12 protein-coding genes and 1 pseudogene are annotated in these 16,537 nt (G+C 48.1%); all 13 read right to left on the bottom strand.

All coding sequences use genetic code 11. The features are described from left to right. Positions 1-384: 384 nt before the first annotated feature. Positions 385-1,416, bottom strand: coding sequence for an AAA family ATPase (locus WMO29_RS01765; RefSeq protein WP_002596255.1), 1,032 nt, complete (start codon positions 1,414-1,416; stop codon positions 385-387). 155 nt (positions 1,417-1,571) lie between these two features. Beyond that, complete coding sequence (locus WMO29_RS01760) at positions 1,572-2,045, bottom strand: RNA polymerase sigma factor (protein ID WP_002596254.1); 474 nt, start codon at positions 2,043-2,045, stop codon at positions 1,572-1,574. Positions 2,046-2,121: 76 nt separating this feature from the next. Next, positions 2,122-2,553, bottom strand: a complete 432-nt coding sequence (locus WMO29_RS01755) for an RNA polymerase sigma factor (protein ID WP_002596253.1) — start codon at positions 2,551-2,553, stop codon at positions 2,122-2,124. Positions 2,554-2,648: 95 nt separating this feature from the next. After that, positions 2,649-3,158, bottom strand: a complete 510-nt coding sequence (locus WMO29_RS01750; RefSeq protein WP_002596252.1) for a sigma-70 family RNA polymerase sigma factor — start codon at positions 3,156-3,158, stop codon at positions 2,649-2,651. Between the two features lie 490 nt (positions 3,159-3,648). Further along, positions 3,649-3,819, bottom strand: coding sequence for a cysteine-rich KTR domain-containing protein (locus WMO29_RS01745; protein ID WP_224783670.1), 171 nt, complete (start codon positions 3,817-3,819; stop codon positions 3,649-3,651). A gap of 54 nt (positions 3,820-3,873) precedes the next feature. Next, entirely contained in the window at positions 3,874-5,793 is a 1,920-nt protein-coding gene (gene tet(O) / locus WMO29_RS01740) for a tetracycline resistance ribosomal protection protein Tet(O) (RefSeq protein ID WP_002596250.1), read from the bottom strand. Positions 5,794-6,159: 366 nt separating this feature from the next. Continuing rightward, a complete protein-coding gene (locus WMO29_RS01735) occupies positions 6,160-6,534 on the bottom strand; it encodes a TnpV protein (RefSeq protein ID WP_001129922.1) in 375 nt (124 codons plus the stop codon). Next, positions 6,515-10,606: pseudogene (locus WMO29_RS01730) on the bottom strand (helicase-like domain-containing protein); the annotation flags it as partial. The gene WMO29_RS01735 and the pseudogene WMO29_RS01730, both read right to left, overlap by 20 nt. Then, positions 10,567-10,923 (bottom strand): TnpV protein, encoded by a 357-nt coding sequence (locus WMO29_RS01725; protein WP_349163486.1) that lies wholly within the window; start codon positions 10,921-10,923, stop codon positions 10,567-10,569. The pseudogene WMO29_RS01730 and the gene WMO29_RS01725, both read right to left, overlap by 40 nt. Before the next feature lie 743 nt (positions 10,924-11,666). After that, positions 11,667-12,032: a hypothetical protein gene (locus WMO29_RS01720; RefSeq protein WP_349163485.1), complete on the bottom strand. Its 366-nt coding sequence runs from the start codon at positions 12,030-12,032 to the stop codon at positions 11,667-11,669. A gap of 18 nt (positions 12,033-12,050) precedes the next feature. Next, positions 12,051-13,790 (bottom strand): C40 family peptidase, encoded by a 1,740-nt coding sequence (locus tag WMO29_RS01715; RefSeq protein WP_349163484.1) that lies wholly within the window; start codon positions 13,788-13,790, stop codon positions 12,051-12,053. After that, positions 13,753-16,167, bottom strand: a complete 2,415-nt coding sequence (locus WMO29_RS01710; RefSeq protein WP_349163483.1) for a VirB4-like conjugal transfer ATPase, CD1110 family — start codon at positions 16,165-16,167, stop codon at positions 13,753-13,755. The genes WMO29_RS01715 and WMO29_RS01710 overlap by 38 nt, the downstream gene beginning before the upstream one ends. Further along, on the bottom strand, positions 16,164-16,523 hold the full coding sequence (locus WMO29_RS01705) for a PrgI family protein (protein ID WP_349163482.1): 360 nt from the start codon (positions 16,521-16,523) through the stop codon (positions 16,164-16,166). The genes WMO29_RS01710 and WMO29_RS01705 overlap by 4 nt, the downstream gene beginning before the upstream one ends. Between the last annotated feature and the right edge of the window lie 14 nt (positions 16,524-16,537).

The following is a 16,537-nucleotide window of genomic DNA, read 5'->3' as shown; positions in this document are numbered from 1 at the left end:
GTCGATGATGACGGTGTTTTTGGAATACCCCCTCGCAAGAGCCGTCACCGTCATGCTGCCATTCTTTTATCCGAAGCGTGGAGCGTAGGATAAGCAGGGCGTAAGACCTGCCATAAGGGAGTCCAGAGGGAACGTCTGGCACACGACTTTGCAGGGCAAAGTGTAGTGTGTTACACCCTGTAAACGCAGTCGGAAAAATCGGAAGGATTTTTCTGACCGCAGGGGTGGTTTTACACGCCGAAAAGGGCGGGTAAATCCTACGCCTGCACTTTGCGTTTACGGGGTGTTCTCCCGCAGGGATGACAGCGGCAGGGTATCCTAAAATCACTGTCACCGCCGTCACCGCTGTCACCCGCAGGGCAGAGTCGCCAGCTTTACACGGCTTTAAGCGTCAATGACAGTAACAGGGGGTATCCCAATATCGCTGTCACCACCGTCACCGCTGTCACCCGCCCGCTTTGCAAGCGAAATCTGCCTGCCGTGTTTTTTGCGGCTGTACTGATAAACGATATGGTTCTCATTTAAAAATGTGGTGCGGTATTCATTGAGCCATTTCGTAATCACCGTGGGTATGGTTTCCGTTTCCCTCATAGCGGCTAACAGCTCCGTTGCCGTGCCTGCCCATTCTTCCTTATCCCTCATAAAATCCACCAACCGAAAAAGGACGTCTGGTATCGTTTCTTTCGCAAGCTGCTCCTGCGTTTTTCTCTCCACAAGTTCCCAACTGCAATCACGGAAACGCAGCGTGTATTCCTGATAGGGCGTGTCCCTGCCCGTCACATACAGCTTGGCGGTGTCGGATGCCCGTTTCTCCTTTTCCAGAACAAAGGTAGCGTCCGCACTCCCCGTTAAGCCTGTCGTCCCAGACACCTTGTTGAACACATCGCTGTCATTCTGCTTTCGGATGTGGTGTACGACAATGACCGCCAATGAATGCCTGTCGGCAAAGTCTTTGATTAGTGAGATGTCCCCATAGTCGCTTGCGTAGGCATTGTCTTTTGAAGCTGTACGGACTTTCTGCAAAGTGTCAATGACAATAAGCCTGCTGTTTGGGTAATCTTTCAGATAATCTTCAAGCTGCACGATAAGACCGTCTGACAGCTTGCAGCTTGCCACGGCAAAGTGAAGCCGCCTGCTCGCTTCGTTCGTCAATCGGAACAGCCTGTCCTGTATACGGCAGAACGTGTCCTCAAGGCAGAGGTAAAGCACGTCGCCCTCCATTGTCGGCATATCCCACAAGGGAAGTCCCTGCGACACGCATAAACATAGCTTCAGCATGAGCCAGCTCTTTCCTATCTTCTGTGAGCCGCAGAACAGCGACAAGCCTGTGGGGATAAGGCTGTCCACCACAAAGGACGGCTTCTCAAGCGGTTCATAAAGGAGCGTTTCGGCGTTGACTGTCTGTAACTTCTGCATGGCTTTCCTCCTTTCGGGCGGTGTTTTTGTTTTCGTTGCACATAGGCGTTGACCTCCTTAAAAATAGATTTACTCCCACGAAGAAAAAGTGAGAGTATGTAATGCCGCCAATCCCACACAAATAAAAAACAGATTTCTTTTTCGGGCGGTGTCGGTCACGGTTGGAGATACTTCCTCATTTCCGCCTTTACTTTCTCCTTTGCAATCGCAACAGATTTCTGTATTGCCGAAGCGGTGCAATGCTCCATAGCGGCGATTTGGTAAAAATTGAACTCATACTCGTAGTAGAGCAGGAAACGCCGCCTTTGTATCTCTGGCAGTCCGTCAACCGCCTTACAGAGCAGTTCTGCCCGTTCTGCCTCAATCATTTGTTCCTCTATGCTCTTAGGCAGCTTCAACGCCCGCCTGTTCAGCGTTTCGTCCCATACTTCCGAAAACTCCCTGTGCCGCTCGTCCCATTGGAGGAGATTCCTGTTCCTGCGTTCCATCTGCCGAAACTCCATAAAGAACTGTTCCGACACTTCCAACTCGTGGGATTTGCCCTGCCCGTCCTTAAAGCTGATAAAATACCTTGTGCCGCTTTCCGTGGATTCCTCCCGAAGCGTGTACGCCTTAACTCTGTATGCCATCCCGCTTGCCTCCTGCAAAAAATAAGTGAGGGGATTTCCATCCCTCACCCAGTAGCCCGCAGGACGGCAGGCTGTTTTAGACGCTATAAAATTTTCGTAGCTTCTTCCGCAGATGGTCTAACCTCGCATAGATGGCACCAGTCGTCAAATGCACGAGCGGGGCAATCTCCTTTGTGGAATACCCCTGCATTTTCAGCAGGACGATTTTCAAGGTACGCCCGTCCACCGCGACTAATACTTGATAGAGATTTTCGCTCTCAATCTCGTCCAGTAACTCCGCAACCGTACCCACTTCCGTCTGCCGCTCCCTGTCTGCCATGTCCTCAAGGTATTCCGCAATGTCATTCGTCCATCGGTAAAACCGCCTGTTGGAATTGAAGTCTGCCCTGTCCGCAATGCGTATCTGCTCAATGGTCGCTTCATCAACGCCGCACTCACGCAGCAGCTTTTCCTCCGCTTCTTTCCAGATACGCCATTTCCTGTCCTCCCGTCCGTGGTTATATGCCATGCTTCTTTTCCTCCAATCAGAATTGATTGAGAGGGCAGAGAAAAACCCCCTCATTTTCCCAAAGGAAAAAACAAGGGGGCTGAACGCCTTAAATTTTAATTTTCTATTATCTTTCTTAGTTTTCTTAGGATTCTGGCTTTGCGTTTGTTCACAACGCTCTGGGTTATGCCGAACCTCGCCCCGACTTCACGCTCAGAAAGTCCGTCAAAAAAGATTGCCTGTATCAATTCCTGTTCACTATCCGACAGCAAAGGCAGGGCGGCTTTCAGCCTGTCCACCATAACCGCATTGACAACGGTTTCCGCAATGTCTGCCGCTTCATCAGCGATAAAGTCTAAAGGCTTCCCCTCGCTGTCCGTAAATCCATCCAGAGAAAGCAGGCTGTTCTTCGTATCTAATTTTTTCAGATAACGCCACCGTTCCTTATCTCGGTAGAAGTCCGTGTATTGCTCCCTCACGACTTCAAGCAGACAGCCTTGAATGGGGATAAACAGCTTGTCCATATAGGTCTGGTCGGATTCCCTGCGGCGGCAGAAATCCGTATAGGACAGTTCCACATATCTGCCGCTTTCCTTGATATATACCTTTCTCGGTGCGTATTTCACTGTAAGTACCTCCCATCTGAATTTTTGAAATGTTCAAAATCCAGATGGAGAGGTGGCGAACGACACCTAACACCACTAATAGCCCTATGGCACTTTCCAACAAAAATCGACAAAAGAAAAACCGCAAAGGCTCTATGACCTTTACGGTTATGGGAAATATTAATTCTGTTGTATGGAGATTGTACTTCTACATTCAAGGCAGGAAGTGCCGTTGCATAGGCAGAAATTTTTTTAACTGGTTTCCTGCCGTTCTCTGATATGCTATGTATTGATAAATTTTGCTTCGTATGAGCAGATAGATAACTGCCCGAAAAAAGGACATAAAAAAATCCCTCCAAATTTAAAAACAAATTCAGAGGGTAATTTAGGGTATAACAAAATAACCCACCCGAATATCGTTTTTTTTATTTGGTGAGTTTGTTCTTTCAAATACGAAACAAAAAGAGCCGATGATTCGTGAATTGTTCCACAATTTCATCGGCTCTGCGTCTTAAGCGTCTGGCTCTTTGATGACAGTTATCTTCAAGTTGTCAACTTTAATCAATCTTTCTTGTCTGCATTTTGGACAATAAAGGGGATAATTCTCCAAAACAGTGTCCTTCCTAATTTTATTACGGGTTTTGTTCCCACAAACAGGACACAATATCCATTCGCATTTCATCATAATTAGTCTCTAATCCTTTCAAATCTCATTTTATATGACTTTTGCAAGCTGTTAAGCTAACTTGTGGAACATATGCCGAACCTTATCTATACGGCTATTCGGGCGGCGGGGTTGGCAAATAAATTTACCAATAGCTGGCTGGTATCCTTTTAACTCTGTCAAGCAGACTCCCTGCCCATTTGTGAAATAAGTTAAATCGTTCCTGTATTCTTGAATACATCTAGCAGGGATTTCTCCTTTCAGAATGACCTCGTCATTCTTTATCTGAGTACTTACAATATCTGCACAATACCTTGGAGCATCATGATACGCCCGTGAGAGATATTCCTGCGGTGCATAAATTTCAAAGTGGAGATATGGCTCTAATAGTTCTGTCCCTGCTTTTTTTAAAGCCTGCTCCAATACGATAGGGGAAAGCAGCCGAAAGTCTGCGGGGGTACTTACAGGACTATAATACAATCCATATTCAAAACAGATTTTACAGTCTGTCACTTTCCATCCATACAGCCCCTGCTCGCAGCCATAAAGAACCCCCTCCATAACCGCATTTTGGAACGATTGATTTAAATATCCAAGTGAAACTCTGCTTTCATACTGCACTCCGCTTCCAATAGGGAGCGGCTCTATGGACAACCCGACAGAAGCCCAGAAAGGATTTGGCGGGACTTCTATGTGGATGGTATATTCTGCTTTTCTAAGCGGTCTTTCCATATATATAACAGTAGGCTCTTTTATTTCTGCCTCCACATGATATTTTTCCTCAAGGATGGCACAAATGACTTCCATCTGCACTTTCCCCAAAAAAGAAAGTATAATCTCATGCGTTGTAGTATCCACATAATATTTTAAAAGAGGGTCGCCATCTGAAATTTCTGTAAGTGCCCCAAGCAATATTTCCCGCTGTTCAGATTTCTTTACTGCAATCGTTGTTTGGAGCATAGGGAGAGGATTTTCAATAAATTTTCTCTGCGGCAACAGTATTCCGTTCCCCAAAATACTGTTTAGCTGCAAAACATCATTTGGTAAAATTACAATATCACCAGAGCAGGCTGTATCGGATGAATATAATTCACCGTTTGTCGGAACACACATCTCTGTGATTTTTATTTTCTCTTTTTCAGATATTCTAATAACATCCCTCAAATGCAATGTTCCGCTATATATACGCACATAAACAAAACGCCGCCTTTTCTCTGAATATTCAATCTTAAAAACCTGCCCGCATAGTTCAGATTGACCTTCAGGCGTTGATGAATAAAATTTACTGGCAATCACTTCTATAAGCTGCCGAATCCCCAGATTGTTTTTAGCGCTTCCGTGATAAACGGGAAATAACGTTCCGTTTTGGAATCTCCTGTTTTCTTCCTGTTCCAGTTCTGACATTTTAAACGGTTTCCCTGACATATATTTCTCTAATAGTTCATCGTTTCCCATAATTACCGCATCCCACTGTTCCATATCGTCATTGTCCGTTACATTTATATGGGGATGCTGCCCAACCTTTTGCTTCACTATAATTTCCGAAGAAAGCTTTGCTTTCATTTCTCGATATACCATTGGCAAATCAATCCCCTCTTGGTCAATTTTATTGATGAAAAAAATTGTCGGAATCTTCATTGTCTGTAGTGCATGAAACAGTATACGGGTCTGTGCCTGTATGCCATCCTTTGCAGAAACTAATAATACTGCTCCGTCTAATACGGATAAAGAACGGTATACTTCCGCCAAAAAATCCATATGGCCTGGCGTATCTATAATGTTGACTTTTACATCCTCCCACTGAAAAGATGTCACTGCTGTCTGGATAGTGATTCCCCTTTGACGCTCCAAATTCATTGTATCTGTCCTTGTTGTGCCTTCATCTACGCTCCCTAGTTCTGCAATTGCACCACTGGTATACAATAAACTTTCCGTTAATGTTGTCTTTCCTGCGTCAACGTGAGCCAGAATGCCTAAGTTAATTATTTTCATGTGATTTTCCTCCTATCAACACCCAAAAAAGGGCATAAAAATACCCAGTGATAAATACTCCTATCACTGGGTAAATAACTCCAATAGCCCCAAAACACTTATATGTTTTCGGGCATATAAAATTACATGATAAAAGTATTCTTAAACTGGGTACAAAAAACTAAGCCCCATATTAAAAGTGAAACGAGACTGCTACTTTTTGTTCCCACTATCAAATTGACAGTTTATTTAAGAATACCTTGCCGCATATTTATTAACTCCTTGTATAATACTGAATCTAATTATATTCCTTAACCCTTTATTTGTCAAGCTGACAAACTAAAGCAGAAAAAGCGGCAGGATTTCCCCCTGCCACTAATCATCTGTTTATGCAAAAATAATTTCCTTTTCCACAATCTCCCTCGCACAAGCCCTTATGTTATTGAGGCATCCTGTCCATTCTAAGGCGTTTTCTGCCTTTAGCTGTTCCGTTATGCCCTGTGCCTGTTTCATACCCTCTATGAGCCTTTCAAAGCGTTCCTGTGCCTGTCTGTTGATGTCGGCAAGGTAGGCGTTTAGCCTGCCGCTTGTAAGAAGATTGGTGTATGTAACTTTACGGTACTGTTTTAGATAATCTAAATGCCGTTGCCCCCAGATGCCTATTGCCTGTTCTTCTTCGGCGGGTACAGTTAAGCACGGTATCAAATAATCCCCTTGCCTTTCGTATTTGCCGCCCAGTTCCTCAAATAATGATTTTGCCATTGTCTGTTACCTCCACATTCTTTTTTATTTTGAATGTCCGCAAAATCCGTCCTACATCGTCCGGCCTCCACGGACAATCCACATGGTGGATGGCTACGATATGGCGCTGTACATTGACGCCGACACCGCATTTTTCCGTAGAGCCAATCAGGATACGCCGCTTGCCGCTGCGCATCTCCCGAAACAACGCCGCGCGCTGCTTATCTGTCTTGGCGTCATGGATAAACGCAATCTCTTCCTCCGGGATTCCTTGTTCCATCAGCTCGTCCTTGATATAATGGTAGACGTCGAACTCCTTGCCTCCCGGCGTACCGATATCCGAAAAAATAAGCTGGCAGCCTATCCGGCCATCAGCTTCTGCTTTCTTATATTCATAGAATACATTTTCTACCACCTTATTCAGTTTTCCATCCGGATTGTTGGGCGCATCCGCACGCAGCAGACGCGCGTCCGTTCCCAGAAGTCTTGCCTCATGGGTGATTTTCAGGAAATTGTCCTCGTTCGGTGACACTGCCCCGTTTCGGATGCGATCTGCCCGTTCCACTATTTCCTGCATGAGATCTTTTACATAGAAATCCGGCTCCGTTTCCACGATAATGGCTTTTCCGCCCCGCAGCTTCGGGATATTTAAGTTTAGCATCTCCGCTGTCTGCACGTCCGCCACCTCCCGGAACATACTCATAAGCTCCGGGAGATTCACAAAACGGTTAAACCGGCTTTTAAACCGGAAGCCGCTTCCTTCCACGGTCAGTTCCAGCGCCGTGGTCACCTCTCCGAAATTGGCGGCCCATGCGTCAAAATGGCTTAGTCCCATCTGCTCCAGCGTCTCTTTTTGCAAGTAAGTCTGCATCACATACATCTCACACATGGTGTTACTGATGGGCGTTCCGGTGGCAAACACGATTCCCCGGGAGCCGTTCAGCTCTGTCAGGTACTGACACTTCATCTCCATGTCCGTACATTTTTTTGCTCCATTTGCTGTGATACCGGACACCCTGCTCATTTTGGAAAAGATGGCCATATTTTTATAAAAATGTGCTTCATCGACCATAATACTATCAATGCCAAGTTCTTCAAAGTAGACCAGATCATCCTTCCGCCGCTCGTCCGCAAGCATGGACAACTGTGTTTCCAGCCGCTTCTTCTGCGCTTCCATCTGCTTAATCGTCCAGCGTTCCCCATTTTTCATTTTTTCCTCTCCAATAGCCTCTTGGAGCTCTTCCACCTTGTCACTGAGCAGCTGTTCCCTGCGCTCCGGCGAAATCTGGATTTTCTCGAACTGCGAATGGGACATGATAATACAGTCGTAGTCCCCGGTCGCGATTCTGCTGATGAACTGCTGGCGTCTACTTTTCTCAAAATCCCGTTCCGTGGCAATCAGGATATTTGCGGACGGATAAAGGCGCAGGAACTCACTGGCCGTTTGCATAATGACGCTTTTGGGTACTACCATAGCGGTTTTATAGGCAATTCCAAGCCGTTTCTGCTCCTTACAGGCCGCTACCATTTCAAAGGTCTTCCCAGCCCCCACGCAATGGGCAAGTAGGGTATTTCCCCCGAAAAGAATACGTGCTACCGCGTTTTTCTGGTGTGGGAGCAGCTCGATCTCCGGGTTCATGCCCGGAAATTGCAGGTATGAACCATCGTATTCCCTCAGACGGATACAGTTAAAGGTTTCATTATAATACCGTTCGTATTTCTGCCGACGCTCCGGGTCCCGAAAAATCCATTCCCGAAAGGCCTCCTGAATCTGGTTCTGTTTTTCCCGGGCAAGCATGGTTTCCACCTTGTTCACCACATACCGGTACTTTCCTCCGCCCAGCTCTTCCCGATCATTGACCACGACTGTCCGCAGATTTAACGTCGCTTCTACGATAGAATAGGCATCCATCCGCTCGGTACCGTAGTTCTTTTTCACTAGCACGCCGGAACTGTGCATGGACTTATTCAGGATGTGATATTCCATATTGTAGCGGTTCAGTTGGATCCGTATTTCATATCTTCCGTCCCAGTTTCCTCTCTGGTACCGATACGGGGTATCCAGAAGCTCATACAGGAAGGCCTCATAGTCTTCTATATCGATCCACGTCGTACCGAGCCGCACATTGATATCCGCTGCTGAAATATATTCCGGCTGCACCAGCTCAAGGGCTTCTACATTGGCCCGGAACTGCTCCGGATTCTTCTTTGCTGCCTCCTGGGCGATTTTCAGCTTATTCCGGACATTGCCTGACAGATATTCCCCGGCCATCTCCCAGCCGTTCCACGGACTCTGCGCGTGATAGCGTTCCGGGTTCAGATAAATAATGCCTTTTAGCTCCTCTGCAATGGCACTAAGGGACAGTTCTTTCTTCTCCGCCTCCGTAAATGCAATTTCTTCCGGCTGCTGGCCGGTGACCTCTGCCACCTCTTTCTGGTATTTCAGTAAATCCGGCTGATAAAGTCCATACATAAATTCCAGATCCACGCAGCCTCGCTCATTCATGGAGATATACAAGGCTTCGGTGGCCGTATCCACGTGCTCCACCCGCACATCCGGTTTGATGGTCTGCTTATAAAAAATATCTGCCTTTTTGACAGCCCCGTTTTCTTCCACACATTCCAGCGAACACAAGAGCGGATAATCCGCGTCATCTCGGAAGACACGGCCATTCTCTGTGCCCGTCAGATACCCATATTCTTCCACATACGCATCGTAGATCTGATTTAGCTTTTCCAGCTCCGGCTTCAGCTCTGCCGCTGTGCATCCTCCAAGCTCCAGACGGATCAGGCTGCGTACCTGATTCCGGATCACGTCAAGCCCCTGGATTCGCTCTTTTTCCCGCCCGGACACCTCACGCAGATACATCTGAGAATTTTCCCGGTAATACAGCTTTCCATTTAGAAACGTAAAAGTATAATTTTTTACCTCCGGGTCTGCGGGAATGATTTCCTCTGTCGTCTCCTCTCTTTCCACGACATGTTCAAAGGCTGCCAACTCCGCATGAATATTGCCGATGGCCTTACGCAGAGCCGCATACAGATTGAAATCCGGATCACGGTTTACACAGGCGGTATAATGGCTGTCTGCTCCAAAGGGACCGTTGTCATACTCCATCCTGCCCAGCATCATTTCCGGATGCTCTGCGAAATAGGAATTTACCGCAATGCCGTCCTCCGTATATCCCAGATGTACCCAGTCCGGTTCCACCTCCATTTTTCGCTCCCGTTTCTGCAAAAACAGGATATCTGCCGTCACCTCGGCTCCGGCCTGCGCCTTGAACGCTGTACTGGGAAGCCGAATCGCTCCTTTCAACTCGGCTCGCTCCGCTAGATACTTTCTCACGGTCGGATTGCTCTTATCCATGGTTCCTTTGGTGGTAATTGCTGCCACCATGCCTCCGGGCCTTACCAGATCCAGGGCTTTCGCGATAAAATAATCGTGAATCCGGAAATGATACTTATCGTAGGCCGGGTCATGGACCTTATAATCGCCAAAGGGCACATTTCCAATAACCACATCAAAAAAATCGGCCTGAAAAGCAGTCTTTTCAAAGCCGGTAATCTGAATCTTGGCCGTCTGGTACAACTGCCTTGCTATCCTTCCGGATATTCGATCAAGTTCCACACCATAGCGTTTGCTGTTCTGCAAAGAAATCGGCATACTTCCGAAGAAGCTGCCGATTCCCATAGACGGTTCCAATATATTTCCGGAGCGAAATCCGAATTGTTCCAACGCCTGCCCCATGCAGGCCGCCACCTCCGGCGGTGTGTAAAACGCGGTATTGACTGAGGCACGCGCTGCCGCATATTCCTCCGGGTTCAGAAGCCCTTTAAGTTCCGCGTATTCTTTGGCCCAGCCTGGATTTTGTTCATCGAATGCCTGGGACAGACCGCCCCAGCCCACATATTTCGATAGAGTCTGCTGTTCCTCCGCTGTCGCCCTCCGGCCCTCTGACTCAATCCGCTTTAAGGTCTGAATAGCCTCCCGGTTCCACTGGTATCTGGTCTTGGGGCCTCCTTCCGGAAGCTCCCAGAGATCATAGTGAAAATCTAATGATACTGCCAGACAATCTCGCGCAATACGATCTCCTCCGCCTGCATCTGCGCCTGTTCCCGCAGCTTCCACTGTTCCAGAAAGGATCTCCGGTTCTGCAGGGGCCTGGATTTCAGGTAACTGTCCATCAGCTCTGCCAGCATCTCGTTCGCTTCCCGGTCTACTTCCCGCATCTTCTCCTCCAGTTTCCCACAGCGGTAAAGAAAGCTGTACCGGCTCTCCTCGTTCTCTTTCAGATAGCGCATGGCCAGATGGCCGTACTTTCCGACGCGACTCAGATCCTGACCGGGTACTTCCATCTCCGGATACAGCAGGCCGTCTTTTCGTTGATAATGCAGATTCATCCCTTCCATCGTATATCCTTCTCCTTTCGCGTTCCATGTATCGGATATTTCGCGCGAACTCCCTTAAGATCTCACAGGATATATCATTGACCAGTGTCCCCAGCCGATACAGGATCTCTTCGTCTGCGTAATCCCGGATATCTGAAAAATCCGGCTCTACGGTATCCAGACTGCACCTGCTTCCTACCGTATATAGGACGCTGCGATAGATCATATCTTTGGCCTTTTCTTCTGTCATCCCTTTCGCTGTCCTGACCAGATCTGAAATTCGTTCGCTGTAATCTGCTTTTATCATAGACCAAACATTTGTTCCTGTAAATATATTTAACAGATTTTTTTGCGCCTTTTCATCGCCCTTTTCGTCGTAGGCTTCCATCTGCCCGCTTTCTACCAGATAGTCCAGATATTCCTTTAGATGTGGCCCTTCCAGATCCCAGGTAAGTTTCCGGTTTCTTCCCCCGGTGTCCTTGAAATCAAATACATAGCGCAAATGCGATTTTAAAGCCCTGGAAGGAAAGATACCGATCCCCCTGCTTCCCCGGCGTACATAGCGGTCTACCTTTTTCCAACTGTCATAATCAGCCGCCAGCACTGCATTCGGACGCTGTATCCAGATTAACAGTATATTTTCCCACTCGTACCGGTACAGCCGCCCATTCAGCCGCAGCACCTCTTTCCAGGTCTCGGAAGACGCGGCTGCCCTCTGCACTGCGGTGTCATATAGCTGATTCATCTGATACATGATATTCTATCTACTCCTCCTTTTTTCCATTCCGCATTAACGCAGACAATGCCTGTTCCTCTTCCTCGTCCAGCAAAAGCCCCAGATCACCGCTGTCGTTATCCTTGCTTTTCTGCGCCTGTTCCGCCTTCATCTTTTTCGCCAGCCGAAGCAGGATATAGTTCATCCGCAGAAGCTGGACGCTTTTCTGAAAGGTCAGCTCCTCCCGTTCCAGTAAAAGCTGCTGCTTCTCTACCTGCCTTGCCAGCGCTCCCTGTACCTCGCTCACCTCCGCGCTCTGCAGTGTACAGGAAATCCGGGAGGGGCCGGATCTGGCCCACTCCCTGTGTAACTCCTGCATCAGGTACTCCATATTATCCATGACTTCATTTTTCATATTGTCTTCATCTCCCTTCTAGGGCCTGCATACCGTTACAATGCTTCTCTGGCTGTGAAGCTTACGGTATACGACGCCTGTGCTTTCATTTGCCGCCTCGATTATCATACCGTTTCCGGCATAGATGGCGACATGGCTGATATTCTTATAACGTTCATTGTGAACAAAGCTAAAATAAATCAAATCTCCGGGCTGCAATTCTTCCAACGGGACGCTCTTTCCGGCCTGTTCCAGTCCCTGGGCCTGGGCCGCCGCCGAGTAGGAGCTGCCGTAGCTGATATCCACTCCGGCTGCCTTCCACGCATAATAGACCAGAGAGCTGCAATCATAATAGTCTCCACTGTCCCGCAGCTCCTGACTGTATGGATAGCCCACCTTACTAAGCGCATAGGACAGAGCTGTTCCCACATCACCGGAAGCATCGCCAAGAGCAGTCCGGATCTCTTCTTCCGTAAGCTTTTCAAAGCTGTCCGCGCCATTGCCGCCAAGCAGAGCCAGATTTTCCGGACGCATAAGCTCTTCCAGCATGGCTACTTCATCTTCGCCGAAGCCGTACTCTGCCACCATATCTGAATAGGTTTTCAGATGAACCTTCACATACAGGACAGAGACGGTCTCAGTAATGGCCTGACCATTCTTATCCTTTTCTCCGGTGTCCCGTTCCTCGGTTCCGGTCTCCAGTATATAGCTGCACATATCCTCCATAACCGTCCGCATCCAGCTTTTTGTTGTGTCGTTCACAATAGAGGCCGTGTCCCCGACACCATACCGGACCATATAGACGGCAATCATGTCATAGAGATTGGAGGGCTCTGCCCCGCCTCCCTCATAGTCCACATAGATCAGTTCTCCCTCGTCGTACCCACTATGCTCCTGCGCAAGCTGCTCTGCTTCCTTCCGGAAATCAGACAGATAAGAAGAAAATACGTCCGTGACCTGTTCCCCTTCTTCCAGTATCGGCAAAAATATGGCAAACGGCGAATTGTAAAGGATAGTCACCACTGCCACCACCGGGATAAAGGCCACTGCGATAAAAAGGGCTGCGCCCACCAGAAAGCCGCCAATGGCTGCTACCGCCTTTTTCACGAGAACCTCCAAATACTTGACGGCAACATCCCGGGTGAGCTTGGCAATACTGTCTTTTTGCTCTTCTTCAGCTCTGGTCTTATCCAAGAAATAGGCAACCTTTCTCTGCCTTAGCTGCCGTTTTGTGGCTTCCTTTTTTGTGTCTGCCTGCTTCTGCTTTTTCCCGGCTTTTCCCCTTTTTGAATAGTCCTCCACCTGTCTTTCGTCATGTCGTCGTTCCCAATGGCTTTTTCTTTTCTCTTTGTACTGCTCCCTGCCTGAGCGCTCTGGTAGTCTATGACTGCCCTCCGTTTTATACCAGTCTTCCCCTGTGATTCCCGGCCGGGACTTCTCTTTGCCTTTTAACTCTTTTCCTTTCCGATAGCCTTCTTTTTGGATGGCCTGTACCTGTCTCTTCTTATTATAGTAAGGATCCGCCTGATACCGTCCTGTCGTGTAATACCGCTTTCCCTGTCGGTAGGCGTCACTGCCTTTTCGGTTGTAGCGGCGTGAAGTGCCTGCCCTCGTGCTGACCCTTTTCACCTTCGGCCCCCGCTGTACGGTATAAATCCGGGCTCCTTTGACTGCAACTCTCTGACCGGATGTCCGCACCCGGATACCGCTGCCTTTCTTCACATGCAACCTGACAGGCTTATCAATCTTCTGCCGGATAACCAGTGCTGCCACCTCCATCCGCTGACTCAGCCTGTTCCGCCAGTTCATAGGGATTTGTATTATACATTTGATAGAGCTTCGAATCTTTCGATACCGTCTCATCAAAAGGAATCACTACAGACCCAAATCGGAGCAGGCCGGTTCCTGCCGGGGCATTGTTGACATAATCCAGTTGCGCCTCTGAGATATTCAGGGCGTCCGCCACTGTATCCAAATCGGTACTGGACTGCCGGAGCAGAGCTACAAATTCGGAATTGGCCAGCATGGTACCGATGGTATCCCGGCTGTCGCTCCGCAGGATATCTGCCAGATTCTGGGTAATACCGGTGCAGATACCCCGGCGCTTTCGCACCTTTTTCCAGAGCGCCCAAAGATAATTCGCAGAATAGGGAGACTGGAGCAGTACATGGAACTCGTCGATCCATAACCATGTGGCAATCCCCTTTTTCCAGTTTTCCATAATTCGCTGCTGGATACACTCCAGCATGACCAGCATGGCAATGGGGAACAACTCCTCGCCCAGATCCTGAATACCAAATACCAGAAACCGGTTGTCCACATCCACGTTGCTCTGATGATTAAAAATATTCAAGGAACCTTCCGTGAATAACTCCATGGATAAGGCCAGCCCCTTGGCCTCTTCCTCCTTCTGCTCCAATAGTGTCCGATAAAAGTCTGTCATCACCGGGATCTGCTTCTTCCGGGCTGCCTCCTGATATACTTTTCTAACACAACGGTCAATCAACGTTTTCTGCCGGGAATTCAAGGACTCTCCGGTGGACTGCTCGCACAGGCCCAGCATGAACTCAGACTTCTGCCGGATCACCGCCCGGCGTTTAAGGACAGACAGATCTGCCAGATCCACTTCCAGCGGGTTCATGTAGTTATCCGTGTAAGAGCTCAGGTTTACAACTGTTCCGCCATATAATTTTGCGATATCAAAATACTCATTCATGGGATCCACCACAATGATATCGTCTGTATGGCAGTCCGGGCCATTGCTCAGATAGACGGCTCCCATTGCCATCTTGGAAAAGAAAGACTTGCCGCTTCCGGGAACCCCGAAGATGAAGCCATTTCCATTCATGAGTTTTTTCCGGTTACCCACGTTAATATTTTTACTGACCTGATTGATCCCGTAGTAAACGCCGGTTTCGTCCTGCAGCTCCTGTACGTTGAAGGGCAGAAGGGAAGCCAGCGATTGGGTCAGCATGGTTCGCATAGTCTCCACCTGACGGACACCGATGGGAAGCGCCGTATTCACTGCCTCTCTCTGCATCAGGTAATGCTTGTCTATTGTCACAGAGTTGCGCTTGCCAATCGTCATGACTGTATCGGTGATACTGTCCAGCTCCTCCCTGGTCTTCGCCAGAAATACCATGGTCACCGCCACATAAAAGAGGCACTGGTCGTTATCCCGCACATCGTCCATGATGTTCTCGATCTCCTTCTTTTCATTTCTTTTAGTGTAAGAAATTTCCGAAGAGAAGTCGTTGTTCCGGTTCCGGACACGCTGTTGCCGGATAATATCGGATTCAATTCCCAGATACTTTTTTTGCAAAACCTTAGTAGTCAACTCTTTGGGAATCGGAACTACATCAATGCTAATCACGGAATGGACCGGCAGACTGGCGATTTCATTTAAGAAACCATCCGACAGGCCGGACGGATATTTTTTAATAAACAGCGCCCGACCCACCTTATTTTCATCCTGGAAGTAATCGGAATAATATTTCAGCATCCCATTACACAAGTCGTTACGAAAATCGGTGCCTGTTTGCTTCGCCTCCCGGATATCAAAATCAAAGGATTCCTCGTCGCCCAGATGGTAATAATCATAAAGTACCTGCATCCGCTCATTGCCGCTTAAGGGCACAATCGGGCTTCCCAGCTCCCGAAACGCCTTCTGCAGCGACGCTTCGATTGTCGCGAACTGGGCTTTGGCTTCCTCAAAATTGCCACGCTCAATCGTAATCGTCAGATATCGCTCCTGGGCGATTCCCTGTTTTCCTTCCTGAATCTTTTCCTCCACGATGTGGTTATACATACCCCGATACTCATCATAGCCGTCCTGACGCTCCTTCAGGAACACATTCTTCCGCAGCTTCTGCATGTCCTTATTCTTATTGTTCAATGTGATTTTGAACTCCACGTCCAAGCTGTTCAGCAGCTTGCAGTACCGTTCTATAATACTGAGCTGCTCGCCCTCTGTGGTGGTTGTATAGTTAATATCCTGAAAGCGGTAGCTTTTGGAATAATGGCCTTTCCGCACTTCAAAAATGCCATTCTCCGCCACCTTCAGAATCTCAATGGTCTCCTGTATGGACTTGGGCGTCCGATACAGGGGCACACTGGCTTTCTTCAGTTGCTGAAAACTATCTGTAAATAATCTCATGTTTCACCCCTTCTCTTTTTCTTCTGCCGTTTCTTCTTTTTCCGATTCTCCGTCTCATTACGTTCCGGTGACCGGTACAGTAATGTCCGATTGAAAAATAGCTGACGGATTCTCCGCCTGGTCACCTCATAAAAACTCATGCCGTGATAGCTGTAAAAGCCGCCCAAGGCAATCGGCGCGGCCACCGGAATCGCCAGATAAGCCGCCGTGGTAAGACCCACCGTCTGGTAGGTCAGAAGTACAATACCGCCTCCGGCCAGCAGGCTGAGGGCTGAAAAAAGGAGCTGCTTCACTGTCAGCCCCCATACTACCGATTCCTGATATTTTTCAATGTCTTTATTCATCTCAATCACCATTGTTCTTTTTTCTC

This window comes from Laedolimicola intestinihominis (assembly GCF_040096155.1).
Classification (GTDB): Bacteria; Bacillota; Clostridia; order Lachnospirales; family Lachnospiraceae; genus Laedolimicola; species Laedolimicola intestinihominis.
The sequence above is the reverse complement of the archived record's forward strand: the minus strand, read 5'-3'. Positions and strand labels throughout refer to the sequence as shown.